Genomic DNA, 23,123 nt, shown 5'->3' on the forward strand with positions numbered 1-23,123 from the left:
CGCTGCTGGGCACCACCGTGCCGGAACCACACTGTATGGCGTCCTGACCTGGGCATGCCGAGTGGAACGTCCCTCCTCACAGACCCTCTCCAACGATGCGCAGATCTGGCGAAGACCTACGACATGTCGTGTGGAGGGACGGGGGATCTCAGGCTGCGGTCGCCGCTGGGAACCGCTGGCACGGAGCGACCGGGGGCGACACGGGCCGTGTCGAGCTGAATCATATCGAGAGCGCCAACGCCGAGGTGGTCCGCCAAGGCCGCGCACATCGAGATCGACGCGGACGTGCCGCGGCTCGATCTACCTGCACATTGCGGACGACGCGACGTTCTCTTAGGGAACTTAGGCAGCTTTATCCAGATCAGAAAAAGCCGCCTAAGAACCCTACGCACTCGGTCCATCGACGACTGAGCGTCGCCCACCGCGAGCGTGCGCCCTCACCCCTTCAACCCCGAGAACGCGAGGCCCTCGATCACCCGGCGCTGCATGAGGATGAACAGGATCAGGATCGGCGCCATCGCCATGAGCGAGGCGGCCATCATCACGGGATAGTCGATCACGTACTGCCCGTTCAACGACGCAATGCCGACGGAGAGCGTGCGGTGCTCCGCGCGGCTGGTCACCACCAGCGGCCACAGCAGGTTGTTCCAGGCGGCGAGCACGGTGACGATCGCCAGGGCGCTGATCGACGGGCGGGCCAGCGGGAGCATCACCTTCCAGAAGATCTGGAAGGGGTTCGCGCCGTCCAGCCGGGCGGCTTCCTCCAGCTCGTCGGGCAGGTTCACGAAGAACTGCCGCATGAGGAACGTGCCGAAGGCGCTGAAGATCGTGGGCACCACGATGCCGGGCACGGTATCGAGCCAGCCCAGGTTCTGGACGATCTGGTACTGCGGGATCAGGTACGCCTGGTTGGGGATCATGAGGATCGAGAGCATCACGGCGAAGATCGTGGCGCTGGCCGCGAAGCGCATCCGGGCGAAGGCGTAGCCGGCCAGGCTGCACAGCACCACCTGGCCCACCACGGTCGTGACGGTCACCCGCACCGAGACCCAGAACTGCTCGAGGAACGGGACCTGCCGGAACACCTCGACGTAGTTGTCGAACCGCAGCTCGCTGGGCCAGAACGTCGGCGGCACCGAGGTCACCTCTGCGGTGCTCGAGAGGGACATGACCACCTGCCAGAGGAACGGGAACACCATGATGAACCCGCCGATGGACAGCACCACGTGCGCCCAGACGTTGCTGCCGCGAGGGCCGCCCGGCGCGGACTTCTTCGTCGGCCGGTTCGTCGGCCGATTCGTCGGCCGATTCGTCGGCCCGTTCGTCGAACTCTCCGTGGGTGTATTCATCGGATCCCCGCTGCCCTGCGGGGACATCGTCATGTCAGTCAAGGCGGGCCCTCCGTCTCTGCACGGCGAACTGCACCGCGGTGAGCACCCCGATGATCAGCATCAGCAGGATCGCGATCGCGGCGCCGGTGCCCTTGTCGTTGCTGATGAACGCCTGGCGGTAGAACAGGGACACCATCGACTGGGTGTCGCTGCGGATCGGGTTGGACTCCCCGATCATGATGAAGATCAGGTCGAACAGCTCCATCCCGTGGATCACGCTGAGCACGGTGAGGAAGAAGATGCTGGGGCTCAGCAGCGGCACCGTGATGGAGATCAGCTGGCGCCAGTTCGAGGCGCCGTCGATCCGCGCCGCCTCGTACATCTCCGGGGAGATGCTCCGCAGGCCCGCGCCGAGGATGATGATGTTGAACCCCAGCGAGGACCAGATCCCCACGATCCCGATGGCGATCAGCGCCACCCATTCCGTCGAGGTCCAGAACACCGCGGGGATGCCGAAGATGCCCAGGAACTGGTTGAGGATCCCGTACTGGCTGTTGAAGATCATGCCCCACACCAGGGCGATCGCCGCCGGCATCGACACGAAGGGCGCGAAGTACAGGACCCGATAGAAGGCCGCGAACCGCAGCCCGGGGCGGTTCAGGAGGCTCGCGATGTAGATCGAGATCGGGATGCCCAGCAGCAGCATCGCGGTGTACGCCAGGGTGTTGATCAGCGCGCGCGGCACCTCGCCGGACTGCAGCAGATCGACCCAGTTCTCCAGCCCCACGAACTCCGCGCCGCCGAACACGCCCCAGCTGGTGAACGAGTAGTAGGCGGTCTGGATCACGGGCCAGAAGTAGAAGATCGCCAGCCCGATCAGCGTGGGCAGCACGAACAACCAGGGCCAGGCGCCGTCGGGGTTGGGGGCGCGACGGGATCTGCCTTGGCCCGTCCCACCGCGCCCCGTCCCACCGCGCCCCGTCGGCCCGCTCGTCCCGCGCCCGCGGCGCCCAGCGGCCGGCCCGCTCGAGGGCCGTTCCGCGGCCGCCTGGGTCACGCCTCCTCCTCGGCCAGCAGCGCGTCGATCTTCTCGTCCAGCTGGGTCGTCCCCTCCTCCACGCTCAGGTCACCGGCGAGGATCTTGGGGACCATGTCGCTCTCGACCACCAGCCACGCCTGGGTGTTCGCGGAGACCGGGTACGGGAAGCCGTACTCCGCCGCGGATTTCGGGAAGACGTCCAGGTCGTACTCGGGGTGGGCGTCGATATAGGCCTGCTCGGTGCCTTGGAAGGCAGGGATCGAGGCCCCGGACTCACCGATGATCTCCTGGCCCTCCTGAGAGCCGTGGTAGACGGCGAACGCAGCCGCCGCCGAGGCGTTCTCGCTCGCCGCGTTGGCCACGACCGCGCCGCCGTGCAGGACCACGCCGCGCTGCTCCCCGATGGGCAGCTGGACCACCTGGATGCTCTCGCCCACGGCGGAGTCGACATAGCCGGCCACGCGGAAGCTGCCGCCGTAGACCATCGCGGCCTTGCCGCTCTTGAACAGCTCGTCCGGCGAGGTGTCGGCGGTGGTCTGGATGGAGGGCGAGGAGCCGTCCTCGACCATGTCGCGCAGGAACTGCAGGGCGGCGCGGCTGCCGTCGCTGGAGTACTGCGCCTTGGTGGAGTCCTCGTTGAGCACCTCTCCCCCGGCCTGGAAGATCAGGTTGTAGAAGAGCTCCTGGTTGTAGGCGCCGCCGGCGAAGCCGTAGACCCCGTCGTCCGCGAGCGCCTCGCTGATGCTCTTCGACGCCTCGTGCAGGTCGTCCCAGGTCCAGTCATCGGTGGGGACGTCCACACCGGCCTTCTCGAACAGCTCCGTGTTGTACCAGAGCCCGATGGAGTCGTAGGAGGTGGGGACGCCGTAGGGAGTGCCCTCGTAGGTGTACAGATCGGCCATGGCCTCGGGATAGTTCCCGAAGTCGAGGTCCCCGGAGTCCACGGCGGCATCGAACGGCACGAGGATGTCGTGGCTCGCGTACAGCTGGAAGTTGGGGCCGTTCATCATGAAGGCGTCGGGCAGGTTGTCGCCGGAGGCCTGGGTCTGCAGGCGGGTGAAGAACTCCTTGAACGGGCTCTTGGTGACCTCCACCGTGATGTTGGGGTACTTCTCGTTGAATCCGGCGATCACGGACTCCCAGTCGAAATCCGATTCCCAGGCCGCGAACTCGATGGACGCCTCCATCTCGGTGTCCGAGATGTCGACGTCGCCCCCTCCACCGCCGGAGCCGCCGCTGCCGGAGCCACCGCGGCTGCACCCCGCCGCCGTCGCGGTGAGCCCTCCCAGGGCGAGCCCTGCCAGTACTGTCCGTCTCCTCATGACCGTGCCTCTCTCGTTGCTCGTCCGGTGGTCTGTGATGGTCGCCTGCCCGGGCCGTCACGGCTGCGGGACAGCAGTCCCTCCGCCCGGTCCTCGGATCCTGTCTCCGGCCTCGTCCCGGGCCGACGCATCGAGAAGGTGACGGTGGTGAAGTCGAACCTGTCCCCGCGATACACGGAGCGCCCCAGCTCGAGCCTCCTGCCGCGGCGGTCGAAGCCGATCTGCGTGGCGAACAGCGCGGCGGCGCCGACGGGCATCTCGAGCAGCTCGGCGTGCTGCGCATCGACCGTGATGGCGGAGATCCGCCGGTCATGGCGGGAGACGATGCTGCCGTAACGCGTCTCGAGCAGCTCGTAGAGGGATCCGCGGAGATCCTCGGACAGCAGTCCGGGGAACAGCTCCTGAGGCAACCACACCTCCTCGAGCGCCATCGGGCTGGCGTCGGCCAGACGCAGCCTGCGCAGGCGCCACACGGCGCTGCCGGGCGGGATCCCGATGTCCCGCGCGACGGTGACGTCGGCGGTCTCCTCCTCGGCCTCGAGCACCTGGCTCGAGGGGCGCCAGCCGCGGGCTTGGGCGTCCTGGGTGAAGGAGGTCAGCTGCGGGGCCTTGGTCAGCCGGGGATCGATGACCATCGCGGGCCCGCCCGCCGTGGAACGGATCTGCTGCTGCTCGCGGAGCATGGCCAGGGCGGCGCGCACGGTGGCCCGGGCGACCCCGAGCTCGGCGGCGAGCCGACGTTCGGAGGGGAGGACGGCGGAGGGCTCGCTCCCGGCGATGTAGCGCGCTTCGATGGCGTCGCGCACCTCGTGGGCGATTCGCGCGGGTCGCATAGGGCACCTCCTCGTTCCCCGTCCCGTTCTCCTCAGATCCTGGACCACCGGTCCGTGCACTGCAATGGCTGGTGCGCCGTGGTCTGCTCATGACCGGGCATTCCCGCAGGAGCGCACTGACTTTCCGATCCAGTGGTCTGGAAACTCTGGCCCCGCCCCCACCCCCGCATTACGCTCCGAAGCATGGTCGGAGCCCCGCCGCAGCAGCCCATCACCAGCGACCGCATCGCCGTCATCGATGCGGGCAAGTCGACCCTGCGCGCGGCCGTTTTCGCCGGCGATCGCCTGCTGGCGCACCATGACGAGCCCGGCGGGCTGCCCCATCCGCATGCGCCCGGCGCGCAGGACACCGTGGTCGAGAGGGTCACGGGCATCCTGGACCGCCTCGGTCACGCCCCGTATCGCACGCTCGTGCTGGCCGCGACCGGGGTGCGCAGCATCGGACCGTACGAGTCCCGGCTCCGTGACGCGCTCGCGGAACAGCTGGGCTGTGAGGTGCTGCTGGAGAACGACGTGGTCGCCGCCTATCTGGGGGTGCTCGGGCCTCGCCCGGGAGTGCTCGTCCAGGCCGGTACCGGCTCGGTCGTGCTCGCGGTCGACGCGGACCACGCTCCCGTGCTGCTGGACGGCTGGGGGCATGTGGGCGGAGATCGCGGCAGCGGGTACGCCCTGGCGCGCGCCGGGATCCGTGCGGCCTTCTCCGCTCTCGACGACCTCGCCCCTCCCACGGCGCTGACCAGGCTGCTGCTGGGTGAGGATCCGGAGCTGGCCCTCCACGACCTCTATTCCTCCAGCACCCCGATCCAGTGCGTCGCCGCCCTGGCCCCCAAGGTGCTGCACGCCGCGGCCGGCACGCACGGCTCGGACGGGCCCGGCGGAGCCCACGGGGCCGACGGGTCGGACCGGGCCGACGGGTCCGACCGCGCCGCAGAGACCGACGAGATCGACGAGATCGACGACCCGGGCGGGTCCGGAGAGTTGCAGGAACCCGATGCAGCGGCTCTCGCCGTGGTCACCGAGGTGGCCGACGAACTGGTCGCCACGGTGCTCGCCGCCGGCCGGCGCCTGGGCGATCCGCAGCTGGCCACCCTGCCCGTGGTCGCCGTGGGCGGGCTCTTCGCCGATGACCTCTTCCGCGACGCTGTCGCCCGGAGCCTGCGCCAGAACACCGCCGGCGCCGAGCTGAGCCTCGGCGACGGGGATGCGCTGCACGGTGCCCTGCTGCTCGCCACCACCCGGGCAGAACCGATCACCCGTCAGCTGACCGCCGCCTTCCGCCGCTGACCCGCCCCCGGCACCGTCCGTGCCGGTCGCCGATCCACCGCCGTGCGCACCCTCCAGTCACCGACCCACCGCCCTTCGCCCCTCAGCACTCCGGAAGAGGACCCATGACGGCCATCGAGACCTACCGCAGCGCCGTGCTCGAGCTGATCGGGCGCGGCGCCGACCAGGACGAGCAGCTCACCCGCGCCTCCCGCCTCCTGGCCCCCTCGCTCCAGGACGGCGGCGTGCTGCACGTATTCGGGTCCGGGCACTCGATGCTGCCGGCGATCGACGCCACCTTCCGCGCCGGCGGCCTCGCCCCGGTGAACCTGCTCCACGACCCTTCGCTCGCGCCGTGGGAGCCCAGCCGGGTCTCCCGCGTGGAACGGCTCGAGGGCTACGGGTCCGCGATCGCGGATCTGCAGGACCTCCGCCGGGGTGAGGTCCTCGTGGTCATCTCCCACTCCGGCATCAACCCCGTCCCCACGCAGCTCGCCCAGCGCGCCCGCGAGCGCGGGCTCACCGTCGTGGCGATCACCAGCCGTGAGCACTCCCTGGCCGGGACCTCGAGGCACTCCGAGGGCCTGCGGCTGCTGGACGTCGCCGACATCGTGCTGGACACCCACGCCCCGATCGGGGACGTCGCCCTCACGCTCGAGGACGGCACGGAGACCGGCCCGACGTCCACGATCCTCGCCACCCTGCTCGTGCACTCCCTCGCGATCGGGGCGATGGAGGAGCTCAGCGCGACCGGGGTGCGACCGCCGGTGCTGCGCAGCATGAACCGCGCCGGCGGCGACGACTCCAACGACACGGCGCTCGCTCCCTACCGCGGGAGGCTGAGCCGTGAGCCCTGAGCCGGCCGGAGGGTCGTCGTCGTTCGAGGACCCGGCTGCGCCCGACGACCCGACCGCGCCCGGCGGGCCGAGTGAGCTCGACGGGCTGCGCGAGCTCGACGGGCCGGGTGAGCTCGACGGGCTGCGGGAGCTCGTCGGCCGCCGCGCCCCAGGGCTCCTCCCCCATCTGCACCTGGACCTCGTGCCCCGCCTCCGGACTCCGGAGGACGCTCCCGAGGACGCTCCCGAGGGCGCACCGGAGGACGCACCTGACGGCGCCCGCGCCGAGCACGTCACGGTCGAAGCCTCCGGCGGGGAGCTGCGCCTCACGGCCACGACCGCGTCGGCCGCCGCCGTCGGCCTGGCGCGCGCCCTGGAGGTTCTGTGCGGCGCCGACCTCTCGTTCGACGGCCCGTCGGTCGTCGAGGTCCCGTCCCCGCTTCCCGATGTACCGGCGCAGCGCTACGAGACCTCGCTGGGCCTGCGCTATCACCTGAACCCGGTGGCCTTCGGGTACACGATGGCGTTCTGGGACTGGGAGCGCTGGGAGCGGCACATCGACTGGATGGCGCTGCACGGGGTGACGATGCCGCTGAACCTCGTAGGTCACGACGCCGTGCTGGGGCGCATGCTGGTGGATCTGGGCATGGATCGCGACGCGGCCGCCCGGTTCGTCGGCGGGCCCGCATTCCTCCCGTGGACCACGATGGGGATCACGCATGATCTCGGGGCGGCGCTCACCGAGGAGGCGCTGACCGCCCGCGCCCAGCTGGGCCGACGGATCGCCGACCGCGAGCGGGAGCTGGGGATGACCGTGGTGCTCCCCGGATTCGGAGGGCAGCTGCCGGCCCAGCTGGCCGGGACCGAGCGGACCATCGACTGGCAGGGATGGCAGAACTCCCTCGCAGACCCGGACTCGGCCCTGTTCGCGCAGGCCGCAGCATCCCTGCACCATCACCAACGAGAACTCCTGGGCACGGACCACCACTACGCCGTGGACCCGTATATCGAGTCCGTGCCGCCCACGACGTCCCCGCAGGAGCTCGCCGACCACGCCGCGGCGATCTTCGAGGGGATGCGCGCCGCGGACCCGGACGCCATATGGATCCTGCAGGGATGGCCCTTCCACTACAAGGCGGCCTACTGGACGGCCGACCGTGTGCGCAGCCTGCTCTCCCGTGTCCCCGAGGATCGGCTGATCCTGCTGGATCTGTGGGGCGAGCACGCCCCGATGTGGCGCAGCACCGGCGCGATGTACGGCAGGCGCTGGCTGTGGTGCCTCGCCCACACCTTCGGCGGCCGCTTCGGGCTCTTCGGCGACCTCACCTCGCTGGCCGAGGATCTCGCCGGGTTCCGGGAGGCGGCGGCCGACGGCGCGCGGGGCCGGCTCGAGGGGTTCGGCATCACCACCGAAGCCCTGGACGACAACGCCGTGGTCTACGAGCTCGCCACACGGGCCCTCTGGGATCCGATGCCGCCGACGACGGACTGGTTCGCGGAGCACATGGCCCGCCGCTGGGGCGTCGCCCCGGACAGGCCGACGGCACAGGCCGCGCAGGCAGCCTGGGAGTTGCTCCAGCAGACCCTCTACGGCCGGGGTCGCACGCGCGCCACCCCGTCCCCGCTGATCGCCCGGCCCTGGTCCGCGGAGCTGCCCTTCGCGTCCCAGCGTCTGGCAGGCGAGCCGCTGCCCGCGGCGGACGGTCCGCCGTCCTCGAACCTCGACGCCGAGAACGACGCGGAGATGCTCGGCGCGCTGGCCCCGCTGGCGGGTGCGGTGCGCGGACTGGTCCCCCTGCTCGCACGGGCGGAGGGCCCTGACGCTCTCGCGCACGACGTCGCACAGCTCGCCCTGCACGTGGGGGCGCAGTCCGCGCGCGCTCCGCTGCGGGCCATGGTCGCCGCCGCGGCCGCAGGGGATGCGCAGCGGGTACGCCGGGAGTTCGCCGCCCTGGAGAACCTGGTGCTCGCCGCCGACGCCGTGGCCGCGACCCGGCCGGAGCTCCTCGTCGGCCGCTGGATCGCCGACGCGCGCGCCGTCGCCGGAGCCGGAGCCGGAGCCGGAGCCGGAGCCGGAGCCGGAGCCGGAGCCGGTACCAGGGTCGACCACAGGGTCGACGCCGACGAACGGGTGGCCGATGCGCTCGAGCGCGACGCCCGCTCCCTCATCAGCGTCTGGGGCGAGCAGGACAGCGGCCTGCACGACTACTCGGCGCGTCACTGGTCCGGCTCGCTGACGGATCTGCATCTGGCCCGGTGGCGGGCCTGGGCGAACTGGCTGGCGTCGGCCGCCGACGGTGAGGCCGCGCCGTCGGACCCGGAGCCGCTGCGCGCCGAGATCCGCCGGATCGAGGAGGACTGGCGGGATTCGACCAGCCCGTATCCCACCGCGCCCCGCGGAGACCTCGCCGCCGCGGCGCTCGCTCTCCTGGACCTCGCCGAACCGCAGCTCCCCCGCATCGTCCCCGCCACGACGTAGCGCCCGGCCCCTCCCCGCACGCCGTCCGACGACCCAGCACCCAGACCGCAGCCCGCAGCCCGCAGCCCGCAGCCCGCAGCCCGCAGCCCGACTCGAGGAGGACCATGACCGCCCGCCGACCCAACATCCTGCTCATCCTGTCCGACGACCACGCCAGCCACGCCATCAGCGCGTACGGGTCCGTGGTCACCCACACCCCGCACATCGACCAGATCGCCGAGCGCGGCCGCCGCGTGGACAGCTGCTTCTGCACGAACTCGGTATGCACCCCGAGCCGCGCCTCGATCCTCACCGGCCAGCACAGCCACCGAAACGGCGTCACCACCCTCCACTCCCCGTTCGACGCCACGCTGCCCACGTTCGCGACGCAGCTGCAGGACGCCGGCTATCGCACGGGGATCGTGGGGAAATGGCATCTCGGGGAGGGCGAGGGACACGACCCCCAGGGCTTCGACCACTGGGAGGTGCTGCGCGGGCAGGGCGAGTACGTCGACCCCCAGCTGCGCTCCCCCAGCGGCGTCGAGATCGCGCCGGGATATGTCACCGATGTCCTCACCGATCGGGGTCTGGCCTGGGTCGACTCCCTCGAAGGTGAGGAGCCCTGGTGCCTGCTGATCTACCACAAGGCCCCGCACCGCAACTGGCAGCCCGATGCGCGCCATGCCGGGACGCACAGCGCGCCCATCCCGCTGCCGCGCACCTTCGAGGACGACTACGCGGGGCGCTCGTCGGCCGCCCATCTCGCGGCGATGCGCGTGGCCGACCATCTGACCACGAACGATCTGAAGATCGACCCGCCGACGGACCTCCCGCGGGAGCAGCTCGCCCGCTGGAAGTACCAGCGGTTCATGGAGGACTATCTGGACTGCGTGGCCGGGATCGACGACAGCGTGGGCCGCGTGACCAGCTGGTTGCAGCAGCGCGGGGACGCCGAGGACACGATGCTGATGTACAGCTCCGACCAGGGGTTCTTCCTCGGCGATCACGGCTGGTTCGACAAGCGGTTCATCTACGAGGAGTCGATGCGGATGCCGCTGCTGGTCAGCTATCCGCGGCGGATCACCCCCGGTGCGCCGATGGAGCAGCTGGTCACCAACGTGGACTTCGCCCGCACGATCCTCGACGCGGCGGGCGCCGAACCCCATCCGGACATGCAGGGCGTGAGCTTCTTCCCCCAGCTGTGCGGCTCGGACGCGCCGACGCAGGACGCGGTCTACTACCGCTACTTCGAGCACGACGACCGCGAGTCGCATGTGCTCGCCCACTACGGGCTGCGCACCGATCGCTACAAGCTCATCTACTTCTACAACGACGGCCAGGGCCATCCGGGCTCCTCGACGCGCCGCTTCGTCCCCGAGTGGGAGCTCTACGACCTGCGCGCCGACCCCGGCGAGATGCTCAACGTCGCCCACGATCCGGCCTACGCCGAGGTGCGCCGGGAGCTCACCCACCGTCTCTGGGACCTCCAGGCCGAGCTCGGCGACCAGCCCCATCCGGAGCAGCCGCACCCCGACGAACTGTTCCCCGAACCTCCGCATCCGCACGAGCGGTTCCCGCACCCCCTGCATCCCCTCACCTCGAAGGACTGACCCGTGACCAGCTTCTCCCGCCGTGCCGCCCTGACCGCCCTGCCCGTGACCGGTCTGCTGGGAGCCGGCGGCGCGAGCACTGCCGCCGCACAGGCCGCGCCCGTCGCCCCCGTCGCATCGACCGCGCCCACCGCACCGACGGCTCCCGCGGAGGACTCACCGGTCCGACTCGCGTTCGTCGCCGACACCCACGCGGATCCCGAGAACGCGGAGACCACGGCCCGGCTGCGGGCTGTGTTCGAGGCCATCGAGGCCTTCGATCCGACGCTGGTGATCCACGGCGGCGATGTCACCGAGCACGGCATCGAGGCCGAGTACCAGGCGTTCGAGGAGGCCGTGCCCACCGGTCTGCGGGAGCGGATCGCCGCGGTGCCGGGCAACCACGAGACCCGCTGGGATGCGAGCGCCGGGAAGCTGCGCGCGCAGTGGATCGGCGAGGAGGTGCGGTTCCAGGACGTCGACGGGATGCGCGTGATCCTCGCGGACACCACCACGCACCAGCAGGAGGTCGCCTGGTGGTCCGCGCGGGCGCTCACCGAGCTCGAGCAGGCGCTGCGCTCCGCGGGGAACCTGCCCTGCGTGCTCGTGACCCACTTCCCGATGGGCGAGGGCTACTACTACGTCGCCAACCAGCAGGAGTTCGAGGACGTGCTCGCCACGCACCCCATCGCCCTGCACCTGACCGGGCATACCCACCGCGAGCTGCTCACCCGGGTGAACCGGCGCGACCAGCTCGAAGCGGCGGCCGTGAAGATCGACGCCGCCTACTACGAGCTGACCGGGAGCATCGACAGCCTCCAGGTCACCCGCGTGGACATCCCCGACCCTGCCGCGCCCACGCAGACGGTGCGCACCCCAGTGACCACCTACGACCTGACCCCGCAGCCCGGCCGGGACACCGCCCTGCCGCTGGGGAACCGCATCGAGGACGACGGCGGATCCATCGCCCTTGACGTGACCCTGCGCGGCTCGTTCCAGGGGGCTCTGGACGCGGTCCTCTACGACACCACGGTCTATGCCGGACGCAACGACAAGCTGCCGTGGACTCCCCTCCAGGGCAGCGGCCACCGGTTCTCCGGACGCCTGGACGCCTCCGCCCTGGCCTCCGGGAGGCAGCGCGTGCACGTGCGGGTGCGGCCGGATGACGGCTCCGGGAACCGTCTGCTCACCCTCCCCGTCGTCCACGGGAGCAGGGGCACTGCCTGGGAGGCGGCGCTCCCGGGGATGATCCAGGGCGGGCCGGCAGTCGTCGGCGCGGACGACGGGAACAGCGGGGGCGGCGGCGAGGTGCTCGTGGTCGGCGACAGCACGGGAACGGTCCTCGGACTCGACCGCTCCGGTGCGACGCGATGGACGGCCGACGTGGACGGCGAGATCCGCCATGATCTGCTCGCCGTCGACGGCGGACGCTCCGTCGCCGTGCCCGACACCGCCGGGTTCGTGCACCTGTTCGCGGCCGACGGGTCGCGCCTCTGGCGATACGGGACCGACGCGCCGCTCGCCGCAGATCCCGGCACCGGGACGATCGACGGCGCCGAGGTGCTGATGGTCTGCTCCGGCGCGACGCTGCACGTGATCGACGCGGCCACCGGGGGAAGGCTCTGGACAGCCCAGCTGCCCGCCTCGTCCATGGGTGCGCCCGCCACCGACGGCGAGCGCGTGTACGTCGGCGGCGGCGACGGCTGCGCGCACGCCCTGGACGCCCGGACCGGGGCGAGCGTGTGGACCACCTCGCTCACGGACAAACAGGGCAGCTACCAGCGGTTCATCTACGGACCGTGGAACGATGCGATCACCGTGCTCCCCGACGGCGGGGTGATCGCCTCCGGGATCGCGGACACCTGGTGCCTGGAGCCGGATGACGGCAGCTCGCGCTGGCGCGTGGACGGGTCCTTCCAGTACGCCCACGAGGCGCTCACCGAGGACGGGGATCTGGTGCTGGCCAACGAGGGCGGCGAGATCGTGTGCATCGATCCTGCGACCGGTGCGGAGATCACCCGCCTGGCGACGGCGGACCGGATCCTCGACGAGGGCTTCGTGCTCGACGGCGACGTCGTCTACGCGGCGAGCCACTCCGGGCTGATCACCGCCGTCGACCTCGGCTCCGGCAGCATCGAGCAGCTCACCCGCCTCAGCACCGCCCCCGTGCTCGCCCGCGGCACGGTCTTCGGCGGCCACCTCGTGTTCGGCGACCTGGCCGGGACGGTGCATGCCGTGGAGCGGGTCTGACGGCTCGGCGGCACGGGGCCCGGAAGAAGGCGAAGGCAGGAGGCAGGAGGGGCGCTGGAGGGGCGCACGAGGGAGCGCACGAGGGAGCGCACGAGGGAGCGAGGAGACCGCCGTACGGGGACGGGCGCCACTCTCCGCACACTTCCGACCTGCACCCTTCCGACCTGCACCCCTACACTCGCTCCATGACTACGACGTCCCTGATCACCGGTGCCAGCTCCGGCCTCGGCACCGAATACGCCCGCCAGCTCGCCCGTCGCGGTGACCGCCTTGTGCTCGTGGCTCGCGACGGCGGCCGGCTCGAGGCTCTGGCCGCCGAGCTGCAGCGGGCAGGAGCCGAGGGTGTCGAGGTCCTGAGCGCGGACCTGTCCTCGCCCGACGGCATCACCGCGGTCACCGACCGCCTCACGGACGCGGCGCGACCTGTCGACACGCTGATCAACAGTGCCGGCTTCGGCCTCCCGCTCGCCTTCGAGAAGAACGACGTCGAGGACGAAGCGCGCCACCTCCGCCTCCATGCCGAGGTGCCCATGCGGCTCATGCATGCAGCGCTGCAGGGCATGCTGGCCCGGCGCTCCGGCACGATCCTCAACATCTCCTCGGCCTCGGCCGTCATGCCGCGCTCCACCTATGCGGCGGCGAAGTCCTGGCAGGTGATGTTCTCCCGCTGGGCGAACAGCAGCTATGGCCCCCGCGGAGTCACCGTCACGGCCGTGTGCCCCGGATACACCCACACCGAGTTCCATGAGCGGCTGGGCCTCGCGAAGGGCGAGGAGGGCATCCCGAACTGGCTGTGGCTCGATGCCCCGCGGGTCGTCGAGGACTCGTTGCGGGACGTGGGCCGCGGCAAGGCGGTCTCCGTGCCGAGCAAGCGCTACAAGGCGATCTACACCGCCGCCCGCCTCGCGCCGACGGGGCTCATGGCGAAGCTCGCTGCGCGGGGGCGCTGAGCCGATCTTTCAAGACGCGGTGACGACGTCAGGAGGCCGACGCCTCCGGGAACCGCTTCGCGGTCCGTGTCCGTGCCTTCTCCCGCTCCACCTCGCGGTCCTTCGGCGGGGCGGAGGTCACCAGATCCGCCAGCAGATGCTCGGTGACGTGGGCGATCTCGGCGACGGCGCGCTCGAACACCTCCGCATTGGCCTGGGACGGCTTCGGCATCCCGCTGACCTTGCGCACGTACTGCAGCGCGGCGTCGTGCACCTCCTGCGAGGTGGCCTCCGGGGCGAAGTTATGGAGCGGTCTGATGTTCCGGCACATGGAGCAAGGCTGGCACGGGGCGGCGGGGGCGACAAGAGCTGGCCCCCTCCCTCCGACAGTCCGACTCCCATGCAGAGCCCGCGGGCGGGTGTCGTCGAGCGCGCTACGCTGTGTGCATCACGACCGGTTCCGCCCGCAAGGGTCCAGGGCCGGTCGTCATCTTTCGGCCATCAGCCGATCCTGCTGCTGGCGGAAACGCCCTGGATATGACCCAGCCTCAGCCTGGGAAGGTCTCCAAGAGCTACGACGAGCAGGTCGATCAGCTTGAGGACGTATCGATCCTCGGTGCCGATCAGCTCGGATCGTTCACGCTCGATGCGCTGATGGTGATCGGGGCGGCATCCTCCCCGGGAAGCTCCACCGTGACGCCTTCGCCGGGCCAGTCGTAGCCCGCCGGGAGGTCGGCGGCGCTGATCGTCAGCGGGCCCTGCGGGCCGCTGAGGAACACATAGCACTGCCCGTCGTTCTCCACGGCGCGGGCCCACGTCGTCCCCGGGATCTCCTGCTCGCCGAGCCCGCGCGAGCCGGCCAGGTGCGCCTTGTGCTCGGCCATGAACTCCCCGACCGCTTCGAGGGTCTTCACCTGGAGCTCGGGCAGCGTGCCGTCGGCCCGCGGGCCCACGTTCAGCATGACCCGACCATCCTTGGAGACCGCGTCGACCACGTGACGGATCGCCCGCGGTCCGGACATGTACTGGGTCTCGTCCTCGACCTGGTTATAGCCGAAGGACAATCCGATCCCGCGGTTGTTCTCCCACGGCTGGTCCTCGGGGATCTCCCCGGCCTGGTACTCCGTGGTCACGAAGTCCTGGTGCGCGCCGGAGAAGCGGTCATTGATCAGGCCCTCCGGGCGCTGGTCGTAGAAGTACTCGAGCAGCTCGCCGAGCCCTCCTTCGTCGAAGTGGAAGTTCTCGTCGGGCCAGCCGATGTCGTTCCAGAACACGTCCGGCTGGTACCGGTCGATGATGTCGCGCATGTGGGCGCTGCAGTACTTTCCATACTCGTCATCACGCGGCCGCTTCAGATCGGAGACGTCCTTGCCGCTCTCGAGCGGCTCAGTGGGCCGCACGTGCCAATCCAGCCCGCCGGAGTAGTACACCCCGAAGCGCAGCCCGGCTTCCTTCGTGGCCTCGGCGATCGCTCCGACGAGGTCCTGGCGCGGCCCGCGCCGCACGGTGTTGCGATCCCCGGTGCCCGGGGCGTCCCACAGCGTGATCCCGTCATGGTGCTTGGTGGTGGGGATGACGTAGTCGGCGCCGGCCCGGCGGAACAGATCAGCCCAGGCCGACGGATCGAAGTTCGTCGGCTCCCACTGGTCCAGGAAGTCGTCGTACGGGGCGTTGCCGTGAACCTCCCGATGATGCTCCGCGGCGGGCGAGCCCTCGATGCGGATGGTGTTGAAGTACCACTCCGCGTAGGGGTTGTGGGCGAACCAGCCGAGGTCATCGGCGATCGCTCCGAGCTCGGCCGTGGGCTCCGCCCAGGCGGGGACCGAGTACGCGCCCCAGTGGATGAAGATGCCCAGCGGGGCGTCGCGGAACCAGTCGGGCAGTCGCTGCGGAAGGGCGTCCCAGGTCGAGGAGTCGCTCATGAGGGTCTCTCTTTCCAGAGGGTCGTGATGGTCATCGTGGCAACATCCGGAGGGCGGTCGCCCTGCTCCTGCGCTGCAGGTGACGTTCCTGCGCTGCCGGTGACGTTCCTGAGCTGTGGTCGACGTCGTCGGTCCGACACCGCAACGGGGCGAGCGCCCCGCCCGGGACTCAGCCCCCGACGGGCCCGCCTCGCTGCGCGAGCTTGTCCTTGATCCCGCGCACCGCACGCCCGAGGCCGGTGGCCTCGGCCTCCTCCTCGGCAGGGGTCTCCACGAAGTCGACGATCGCGCGCATGGTCGCCACGTCGATGCTGGGCATGCCGCCCGCCAGCAGGGTCCCGATCCGCTGCCCCACGAGGGTCTCGAGGTGTGCGGCCGCTTCGTCGCCGCGCTTCTCGCGAGCGGTCTCGAGCCTGTCCGCCAGCATGCGCGCCGCCACTGGGGACGCGGGGATGGGCTCGGGGTGGCCGGCGACGGTGATCTGTTCCAAGGGGCGTCCCAACGTGTCGTGGATCAGCGCGCCGCACGATCCGGCGCGAGGGCAGGTCGACTGCGACCTGCTTCACAGCACAGTACCGGGATCCGCGCCCTCTGCGGGAGACGCTCCACGCCCCGTCGGACCCGTTGCCGGCCGAGTCCGGAGCGACCCAGCACGGTACGAAGCGCCGCCATGCCAGCGAAGCAGGCAGGACGGTCGCCACCAGAAGGCCAGCCAACGATGCGCTAGAATCAATCGAAGTAAACGCAAGGCCTTATGGATGGATGAGAAACGAGGAGGGGTCATGTCAACAGCTGACGCACTGGCATCGACGACCTACAGCGCAGGCGACCAGCGCCAGCTGGGACGCATCCATGACGCTCTCGCGGCGGACGAAGCTCTCGATCCGCTCCCTCGGTACTACCTCGTCGGAAGCGGAACGGACGAGCCTATTGAGCTGCCCGAGGAGATCTACCAAGTGCTCCGCCAGGCGGTGGACGCGATGCAGAAGGGGCTGTCGGTGACGATCTCGCCGACGTCCCAGACGCTGACCACCCAACAGGCAGCAGATCTGCTCGGCATCAGTCGACCGACGCTGATCAAAACCCTCGACAGCGGCAAGCTCCCCTACACCCGCTCGGGCACGCACCGGCGTCTGGCGCTCACCGACGTCCTCGACTATCGAGAGAAGCGCCGCCAGGAGCAGTACGCCACCATCGAGGCGCTCTCGGTCGAGGTCGACGAATCGACCGACATCGACAAGATGCTCGACGATCTCAAGTCAGCACGGAAGGCCGTATCCACCAAGCGCCGTGCCCGATGAGCACGCAGACATAAGCTGACCGCATGTTCGCCGCCGTCCTCGACACCAGCGTGCTCTGGCCGAGCCTGCAGCGAGACTTCCTGCTGTCACTGGCCGCAGAGGGCAGCTACCGGCCGCTCTGGAACACTGCGATTCTCGAAGAGCTCGTCTTCCACGAAGCGAAGAAGCTCGAGTCGCGAGGCGAACACGTGGACCGCGCCACGACACGCGCTCAGCGGCTGATCGGGCAGATGTCGCAAGCCTTCGACGATGCGCTGGTCACCGGATGGGAGCCGCTCGAAGGCACCTTCGATCTTCCTGACCCGGACGACGAGCACGTGCTCGCCGCGGCCGTGATCGGTGGCGCCGAAGTGATCGTGACTAGCAACCTGAAGGACTTCCCGGCCGGTCGAGTCCCGAAACCGATCCGGGCTATCCCACCAGCGGAGTTCGTCGTCGATACCGTTCGGCAGCACCTCGCTCCTGCCTGTCGGGCTGTGCTCGAGATCTGCGCGCGAAGCGGGCGGCGTGGACCTGCGCTCACACCCGATGACGTGCTCTCAACGCTCGCAGAACGTTATGGGATGACGGAGGCCGCAGAACTGCTCAGCAACGCGCCCGGGCTTCGCAGAACGAGCCGGTGACACGAGCCGGTGAGGGGTGCGCCCGCGCCGATCCGTGGCAGCTTCGCTCGCACCACCTTTCCTGGCCGCTCGTCGAACCCGCCTATAGGATCGAGGCGTACTCACCGCTTCCAGCGTCGGCAGCGATGCCTTGCCGACCCGCGCTGGAGCCCTCGTGACCTCGCCTTCCCCCTCGCCGACCGCCCCACTGTCCCCCGGACGCCTGCGGCTGGTCATCCTGGCCATGTCGCTGGGCGCCTTCGCGATCGGCACCACCGAGTTCGCGAGCATGGGCCTGCTGCCCCAGATCGCGGAGTCGCTCGACGTGGGCATCCCCCAGGCCGGCATGCTCATCACCCTGTACGCCCTGGGCGTGGTGATCGGGGCACCGCTGGTGACGATCGCCGCGGTGAAGCTGCCCCGCGCGAAGCTCCTCGTGCTGCTGATCGCCCTGATCGGGGTGGGGAACCTGCTCTCGGCGCTGGCCACGGACTTCACGGTGCTGGCGTCGGCCCGATTCGTCGCCGGCCTCCCCCACGGCGCGTTCTTCGGCGTCGCCTCGCTGGTCGCCGCGCGCCTCTCCCCCGCCGGTCGTCGGGCCCGCTCCGTGTCGCTCGTGATGCTGGGCCTGACGATCGCCACGATGCTCGGGGTTCCGGCTTCCACCGCGCTCGGCCAGAGCATCGGCTGGCGCTGGGCGTACGTGATCGTCGTGGTGATCGCCGCGGCGAGCACCCTGGCGATCTGGCGCCTGGTCCCCGAACCGCCCAGCACCGGGGCCGACGGCGTCTCCGGCTCGATCCGCGGAGAGCTGCGCGCCCTGCGTCGCGTGCAGGTGTGGTTCGCGCTCGGCATCGGCTCCATCGGCTTCGGCGGCATGTTCGCCGTGTACAGCTACATCGGCGAGATCGTGCCCGGCGTGATGGGCCTCGGCGAGAGCGCCGTGCCGATCGCCCTGTTCGTGTTCGGTGTGGGCATGACAGCAGGCAACATCCTGGCCGGCCGGCTCGCGGACCGCAGCGTCTACGGCACCATCTTCCTCGGTCTGCTCGGCATGGCGCTCAGCCTCACGGTGTTCGCGCTCGTCGCCCATCAGGCGATCGCCGCGATGGTCCTGCTGCTCGCGATCGCCGTGACCTCCCAGCTGATGGGCCCCTCGCTGCAGCTGTTCCTGCTCGACGCCTCCCCCGACGCCCCCTCGCTCGCCGCCGCCCTGCACCACTCGGCGCTGAACATCGGCAACTCCCTCGGCGCGGCGCTCGGCGCGGGCGTGCTCGCCGCCGGCTGGGGCCTGCTGGCCCCCGCGTGGACCGGGGTGGTGCTGGCCGTGCTCGGCCTCGGCATCGCGAGCTGGTCCTACCTCGTGCACCGTCGCCAGCAGGTGCGGGCCGACGTGCTCGCGGCCGAGGCGGCCGAGGTGCCGGCCGCCTGCTGACGCCCGCGCGGCATCGTGCCCGATCTGCTCGATCCGCCCCGATTGCGCCGCCCCGCTGTCCACGCCGCTCACCCGTCCCACCCCTCCGCCCACCGTCGCGTTCGTCGGGTCCCTGGTGCAGGATGTGCAGATGAGAATCGCACTGACAGGTGGCTCGGGAAAGCTCGGACGAACGGTGCTCCGCCACCTTCGCGACCAGGGACACCTGGTGATCAACCTCGACCAGGCCGGCGAACGGGGCACGGGCTTCGTGCGGATCGATCTGCGCGACGCCGGGCAGGTGCTCGATGCGCTCACCGGCATCGACGAGCAGGCGCCCGACGGGTTCGACGCGGTGGTGCATCTCAGTGCGATCCCGGCCCCTGGGCTGTCCACGAACACAGCCACCTTCCAGAACAACATGATCAGCACGTACAACGTGTTCAACGCGGCGATCAAGGCGGGCATCACGAACATCGTGACCGCGTCGAGCGAGACGGTGCTCGGCCTGCCGTTCGACACCCCGCCCCCGTACATCCCGGTCGACGAGGACTACCCGGCGCGCCCGGAATCCACCTACTCCCTCTCCAAGCACCTCGAGGAGCAGATGGCGATCGAGCTGACCCGGTGGCATCCGGAGCTGAAGATCATCGCGCTGCGCTTCTCGAACGTCATGGACGAGGCGGACTACGCCGAGTTCGAGACCTTCGACGCTGACGCGAGCGCGCGCAAGTGGAACCTCTGGGGCTACATCGACGGGCGCGACGGCGCCGAGGCCGTGCGTCTCGCTCTCGAGCACCAGGCCACCGGCTTCGACCGCTTCATCATCGCTGCCGCGGACACGGTGATGTCCCGCGACAACGCCGAGCTCGTCGCCGAGGTGTTCCCGGACGTCCCGGTGCACGGCGACATCGCCGGTCACGGCACGCTGCTCTCGATCGACAAGGCGCGCAGAGTCCTCGGCTTCGATCCGAAGCACACCTGGCGCCGCTAGAGGCGTTCGAGGTCGGCGGCCAGTTCGGCACGCTGCACGGCACGGCGTTCTCGCAGCACAGCTACCGCGCCGCGCATCATCACGGGGGCTCGGAAGGTCATCAGCGATCGGTGATCCCGGTAGTCCCCGGGGTTTCCGTAGTTCCCGTCGTCCCAGCGGTCCCTGTAGTCCTCGTCGGGTGCGCGTCCGCTGTGCGACGGGGCGACCAGCAATCCCTTGCTGTCCAGCGCGCTCATGGCTCTGGAGACGTGGCCGAGCTCCCGCAGCTTCCCCTCGGCGACATGCCCCGTGGCACGGTCGATCGGCACGTGGTGGATGTGCGGTTGGCGGATCAGAGCCGCCAGGAAATCCACGGTCTCGGAGCAGTGGATGAGCCGGTCGTCCGGAGGGATCACCGGCAGCGTCAGGCCGTCTGTCCCGCTCGCCACCAGGAGAGCGTCGAAGCCGTCGTCGGGCGGGCTGCTCCCCCACCAGGAGGTCGCTCCCCCGACGTCGACCGTGTCGAGGACGGCGGCGAGCAGTTGACGAGCGTCGTCGAGGGCCTCCTCCGTGGCATCGTCGCGCTCGTCGCCGACCAGCACCTTGCCTGATGGGCGCACCCGCCCTTCCTCGCGCAGGAGCCACCCAAGGCGGGTCAGGACGTCCCACGCCAGTTCGACACCCGTGCCTCCTCCGTACGGACCCCATCGCCTTCCCGTCGGCTCTTCGGCGCACCGCTCCTCGACTCGTCGACGATCGACGGCGTACAGCTTCCCCTGCCTGGTGAGCCGCATCCCGTCCCCGATGGCGTCCAGCAGGTGACGCACCGTGCGGGTGAAGGGCAGGTGGGAGAACTCCGCCCTCATCGCTGCCCGACCAGCCCGGTCCGTGGGTTCGTCGGCCGGAACACACGCATCGCCGAGATACCAGGGAGCCGACCGGGTACCCGGGTCAGCACGGTCGTCGGTGAGATCGCCGTCGTCGAAGAGGTCGGCGCTGGGCAGGTACGAGTCATCGGTGGTCATGCCTCGACAGTGGAGGAGACGCAATCCGTGCGCCACGGCAGGGCATCGGCTGTGGACGACGGGCCCCTGTGGAGGAGACGTCGTCCGCGACCGCGGTGTGAAGGCCCCGACCGGAAGAGGACTACCGTGGCAGGGCACGCGATCCCGCTCTCCCGGGATCGCCCAGATGTCACACGGCCGAGGAGGTCACAGGTGGGTTGCACAACGCTTCTGGTGGGCCGGAAGGCGAGCGCCGACGGGTCGCCTCTCGTCGCCCGCACCGAGGATTCCTCGAACGGCTCCTTCGATCCCAAGCGGGTCGTGGTGGTCCCTCCGGAGGACCAGCCGTGCGTCTACACCAGCGTCCTCAGCCGCCTGCAGATCGAGCTGCCGGAGAACCCGCTGCGCTACACCTCGGTGCCCAATGCCCTGCCCGGCGAAGGACTCTGGGGCTCGGCCGGGATCAATGCGGTGAACGTCGGGATGAGCGCGACGGAGACCCTGACCAGCAATCCACGGGTGCTCGGCGCGGATCCGCTCGTCGAGCTCGTCCCCGAGTCGGGCACTCCCGGCACGCCGGACCATCGGCCTGAGCGGCCCGGCGGGATCGGCGAGGAGGACATGCTGACCCTGGTCCTGCCCTACATCCGCAGCGCACGGGAGGGCGTGGAGCGTCTGGGGGCGCTGCTCGCCGAGCACGGCACCTACGAGATGAACGGGATCGCGTTCTCCGACGTGGCGGACATCTGGTGGCTGGAGACCGTGGGCGGGCACCACTGGATCGCGAAGCGGATCCCGGAGGACCACTACGTGACGATGCCCAACCAGCTGGGCATCGACTCCTTCGATCTCGATGATGCGGAAGGAGAGGGCAGGGATCACCTCGCGAGCCCGGATCTGCGGGCGTTCCTCGAGGAGCATGATCTGGACCTCACGCTGCGCCCCGCCTCGAGCACCGGTTTCGGTGCGGCCCCGTCGAGCGCCGGCGGGAGCGTCATCAACCCGCGCGAGGCCTTCGGCTCCCACACGGATTCCGACCACGTCTACAACACGCCCCGCGCCTGGTACATGCAGCGCACCTTGAACCCCACGAGCGAGGACTGGGACGGCCCCGGACCGGGGAACCGGCCGGACTCCGATGACCTGGCGTGGAGCCGCAGGCCGGAGCGGAAACTGACGATCGAGGACGTCAAGGACGTGCTCAGCTCGCATTACCAGGGCACGCCGTTCGATCCGTACTCCGCGCACGGCAACGAGGCCCAGCGGCGCGCGTTCCGCCCGATCGGCATCAACCGGCACAACGCCCTGGCGATCCTCCAGATCCGTCCCGACCGTCCGGAATCCTCCCGGGCGCTGCAGTGGATCGCGTACGCCTCGAACCCGTTCACCACGCTGATCCCGATGTTCACGAACGTCGACGAAGCCCCGGAGTACCTGGCGACCACGACCGCGCAGGTCAGCACCGACAGCTTCTACTGGACCTCCCGCCTGCTCGCGACCCTGGCAGATGCCCACTTTGCCGACGCCATCCCGCTCATCGAGCGCTACCAGCAGACGACCCTCGCACTCGGGCATGCCGCGGTGCATGCGGCCGACGGGGCGGTCTCCCAGCCCTCGCACCCCTCAGTGCCCGACGGGTCCTCAGCGGCCGGCGGAGGCTCTGCAGGTGACGGGGCCGCTGGGCAGGCCGTCCCGGCGCTGCTCGCCGAGGCCAACACCGCCGTCGCCGAGCAGATCCGCGCAGAGACCGATCAGGTCCTCGCCGCGGTGCTGCACACGACGAGCAACCTCATGACGAACCGGTTCTCCCGCTCGGACGGCTGAGGCCGGCGCGCGAGGATCGGACGATGTCGGCCCCTACACGCGGGACATTCCGATCCTGAGTTGGGTCAGGGGACCGGATAAGTGGAGGTCGTGCCCGATTCACCACCACCTTCCGCTGTCCACATCCCTAGGAATGCTTGACGCTCCGCCATTACTCTGGACGCATGTCGTCCTTTAGCCTCGATGTTTCATCGGGGTTGTGAGCGGGGGCGACCGGCGTCGTTGCCGGTGTT

19 protein-coding genes are annotated in these 23,123 nt (G+C 70.1%); 11 read left to right on the forward strand and 8 right to left on the reverse strand.

The annotated features are described in order from the left end of the window. Nucleotides 1-437: 437 nt before the first annotated feature. From INT49_RS18340 to INT49_RS18355, 4 genes are read right to left on the reverse strand one after another with little or no spacing between them, the layout of a single operon-like run. Nucleotides 438-1,382, reverse strand: coding sequence for an ABC transporter permease subunit (locus INT49_RS18340; protein ID WP_226850936.1), 945 nt, complete (start codon nucleotides 1,380-1,382; stop codon nucleotides 438-440). A gap of 1 nt (nucleotide 1,383) precedes the next feature. After that, nucleotides 1,384-2,388 (reverse strand): carbohydrate ABC transporter permease, encoded by a 1,005-nt coding sequence (locus tag INT49_RS18345; protein ID WP_319021698.1) that lies wholly within the window; start codon nucleotides 2,386-2,388, stop codon nucleotides 1,384-1,386. Continuing rightward, the gene (locus tag INT49_RS18350) at nucleotides 2,385-3,692 is read right to left on the reverse strand and encodes an ABC transporter substrate-binding protein (RefSeq protein ID WP_193119191.1); all 1,308 of its coding nucleotides are present in this window, start codon (nucleotides 3,690-3,692) and stop codon (nucleotides 2,385-2,387) included. The genes INT49_RS18345 and INT49_RS18350 overlap by 4 nt, the downstream gene beginning before the upstream one ends. Further along, nucleotides 3,689-4,525, reverse strand: a complete 837-nt coding sequence (locus INT49_RS18355) for a GntR family transcriptional regulator (RefSeq protein ID WP_193119192.1) — start codon at nucleotides 4,523-4,525, stop codon at nucleotides 3,689-3,691. Before INT49_RS18355 ends, INT49_RS18350 begins: the two co-directional genes overlap by 4 nt. A 183-nt stretch (nucleotides 4,526-4,708) precedes the next feature. On the opposite strand from INT49_RS18355, the gene INT49_RS21440 reads away from it, so the two are divergent. The 6 genes from INT49_RS21440 to INT49_RS18385 all read left to right on the forward strand — a co-directional run bounded on the left by INT49_RS21440 (nucleotide 4,709) and on the right by INT49_RS18385 (nucleotide 13,871). Then, entirely contained in the window at nucleotides 4,709-5,809 is a 1,101-nt protein-coding gene (locus INT49_RS21440; protein ID WP_193119193.1) for an N-acetylglucosamine kinase, read from the forward strand. A gap of 104 nt (nucleotides 5,810-5,913) precedes the next feature. Beyond that, the gene (locus INT49_RS18365; RefSeq protein WP_193119194.1) at nucleotides 5,914-6,645 is read left to right on the forward strand and encodes a sugar isomerase domain-containing protein; all 732 of its coding nucleotides are present in this window, start codon (nucleotides 5,914-5,916) and stop codon (nucleotides 6,643-6,645) included. Beyond that, entirely contained in the window at nucleotides 6,635-9,103 is a 2,469-nt protein-coding gene (locus INT49_RS18370; RefSeq protein WP_193119195.1) for an alpha-N-acetylglucosaminidase TIM-barrel domain-containing protein, read from the forward strand. Before INT49_RS18365 ends, INT49_RS18370 begins: the two co-directional genes overlap by 11 nt. A 104-nt stretch (nucleotides 9,104-9,207) precedes the next feature. After that, nucleotides 9,208-10,692, forward strand: a complete 1,485-nt coding sequence (locus tag INT49_RS18375; RefSeq protein WP_193119196.1) for a sulfatase family protein — start codon at nucleotides 9,208-9,210, stop codon at nucleotides 10,690-10,692. Nucleotides 10,693-10,695: 3 nt separating this feature from the next. Then, nucleotides 10,696-12,921, forward strand: a complete 2,226-nt coding sequence (locus INT49_RS18380; protein WP_193119197.1) for an outer membrane protein assembly factor BamB family protein — start codon at nucleotides 10,696-10,698, stop codon at nucleotides 12,919-12,921. A 185-nt stretch (nucleotides 12,922-13,106) separates the two neighbouring features. After that, a complete protein-coding gene (locus tag INT49_RS18385; protein WP_193119198.1) occupies nucleotides 13,107-13,871 on the forward strand; it encodes an SDR family NAD(P)-dependent oxidoreductase in 765 nt (254 codons plus the stop codon). Nucleotides 13,872-13,899: 28 nt separating this feature from the next. Here INT49_RS18385 and INT49_RS18390 read toward each other — a convergent pair whose 3' ends face one another. From INT49_RS18390 to INT49_RS18400, 3 genes are all read right to left on the reverse strand, one after another. Continuing rightward, nucleotides 13,900-14,181 (reverse strand): DUF2277 domain-containing protein, encoded by a 282-nt coding sequence (locus INT49_RS18390; RefSeq protein ID WP_193119199.1) that lies wholly within the window; start codon nucleotides 14,179-14,181, stop codon nucleotides 13,900-13,902. Nucleotides 14,182-14,473: 292 nt separating this feature from the next. Then, a complete protein-coding gene (locus tag INT49_RS18395) occupies nucleotides 14,474-15,772 on the reverse strand; it encodes an alpha-L-fucosidase (RefSeq protein ID WP_193119200.1) in 1,299 nt (432 codons plus the stop codon). A gap of 169 nt (nucleotides 15,773-15,941) precedes the next feature. Then, complete coding sequence (locus INT49_RS18400; RefSeq protein ID WP_193119201.1) at nucleotides 15,942-16,262, reverse strand: hypothetical protein; 321 nt, start codon at nucleotides 16,260-16,262, stop codon at nucleotides 15,942-15,944. A gap of 292 nt (nucleotides 16,263-16,554) precedes the next feature. Between INT49_RS18400 and INT49_RS18405 the strand changes: the two genes are divergently transcribed. The 4 genes from INT49_RS18405 to INT49_RS18420 all read left to right on the forward strand — a co-directional run bounded on the left by INT49_RS18405 (nucleotide 16,555) and on the right by INT49_RS18420 (nucleotide 20,083). Beyond that, the gene (locus tag INT49_RS18405; protein ID WP_193119202.1) at nucleotides 16,555-17,073 is read left to right on the forward strand and encodes a helix-turn-helix domain-containing protein; all 519 of its coding nucleotides are present in this window, start codon (nucleotides 16,555-16,557) and stop codon (nucleotides 17,071-17,073) included. A gap of 23 nt (nucleotides 17,074-17,096) precedes the next feature. Next, nucleotides 17,097-17,696, forward strand: coding sequence for a PIN domain-containing protein (locus INT49_RS18410; RefSeq protein ID WP_193119203.1), 600 nt, complete (start codon nucleotides 17,097-17,099; stop codon nucleotides 17,694-17,696). A gap of 154 nt (nucleotides 17,697-17,850) precedes the next feature. Then, nucleotides 17,851-19,110: an MFS transporter gene (locus INT49_RS18415; protein WP_319021699.1), complete on the forward strand. Its 1,260-nt coding sequence runs from the start codon at nucleotides 17,851-17,853 to the stop codon at nucleotides 19,108-19,110. A 130-nt stretch (nucleotides 19,111-19,240) separates the two neighbouring features. Then, nucleotides 19,241-20,083, forward strand: a complete 843-nt coding sequence (locus INT49_RS18420; RefSeq protein WP_193119204.1) for an NAD-dependent epimerase/dehydratase family protein — start codon at nucleotides 19,241-19,243, stop codon at nucleotides 20,081-20,083. On the opposite strand, the gene INT49_RS18425 is transcribed toward INT49_RS18420, so the two are convergent. Continuing rightward, entirely contained in the window at nucleotides 20,080-21,087 is a 1,008-nt protein-coding gene (locus INT49_RS18425) for a hypothetical protein (RefSeq protein WP_193119205.1), read from the reverse strand. The genes INT49_RS18420 and INT49_RS18425 overlap by 4 nt on opposite strands. Before the next feature lie 192 nt (nucleotides 21,088-21,279). Here INT49_RS18425 and INT49_RS18430 point away from each other — a divergent pair, with 192 nt between their 5' ends. After that, entirely contained in the window at nucleotides 21,280-22,890 is a 1,611-nt protein-coding gene (locus tag INT49_RS18430) for a C69 family dipeptidase (protein ID WP_193119206.1), read from the forward strand. Nucleotides 22,891-23,123 lie beyond the last annotated feature (233 nt).

This window comes from Brachybacterium tyrofermentans (assembly GCF_014897585.1).
Lineage (GTDB): Bacteria > Actinomycetota > Actinomycetes > Actinomycetales > Dermabacteraceae > Brachybacterium > Brachybacterium tyrofermentans.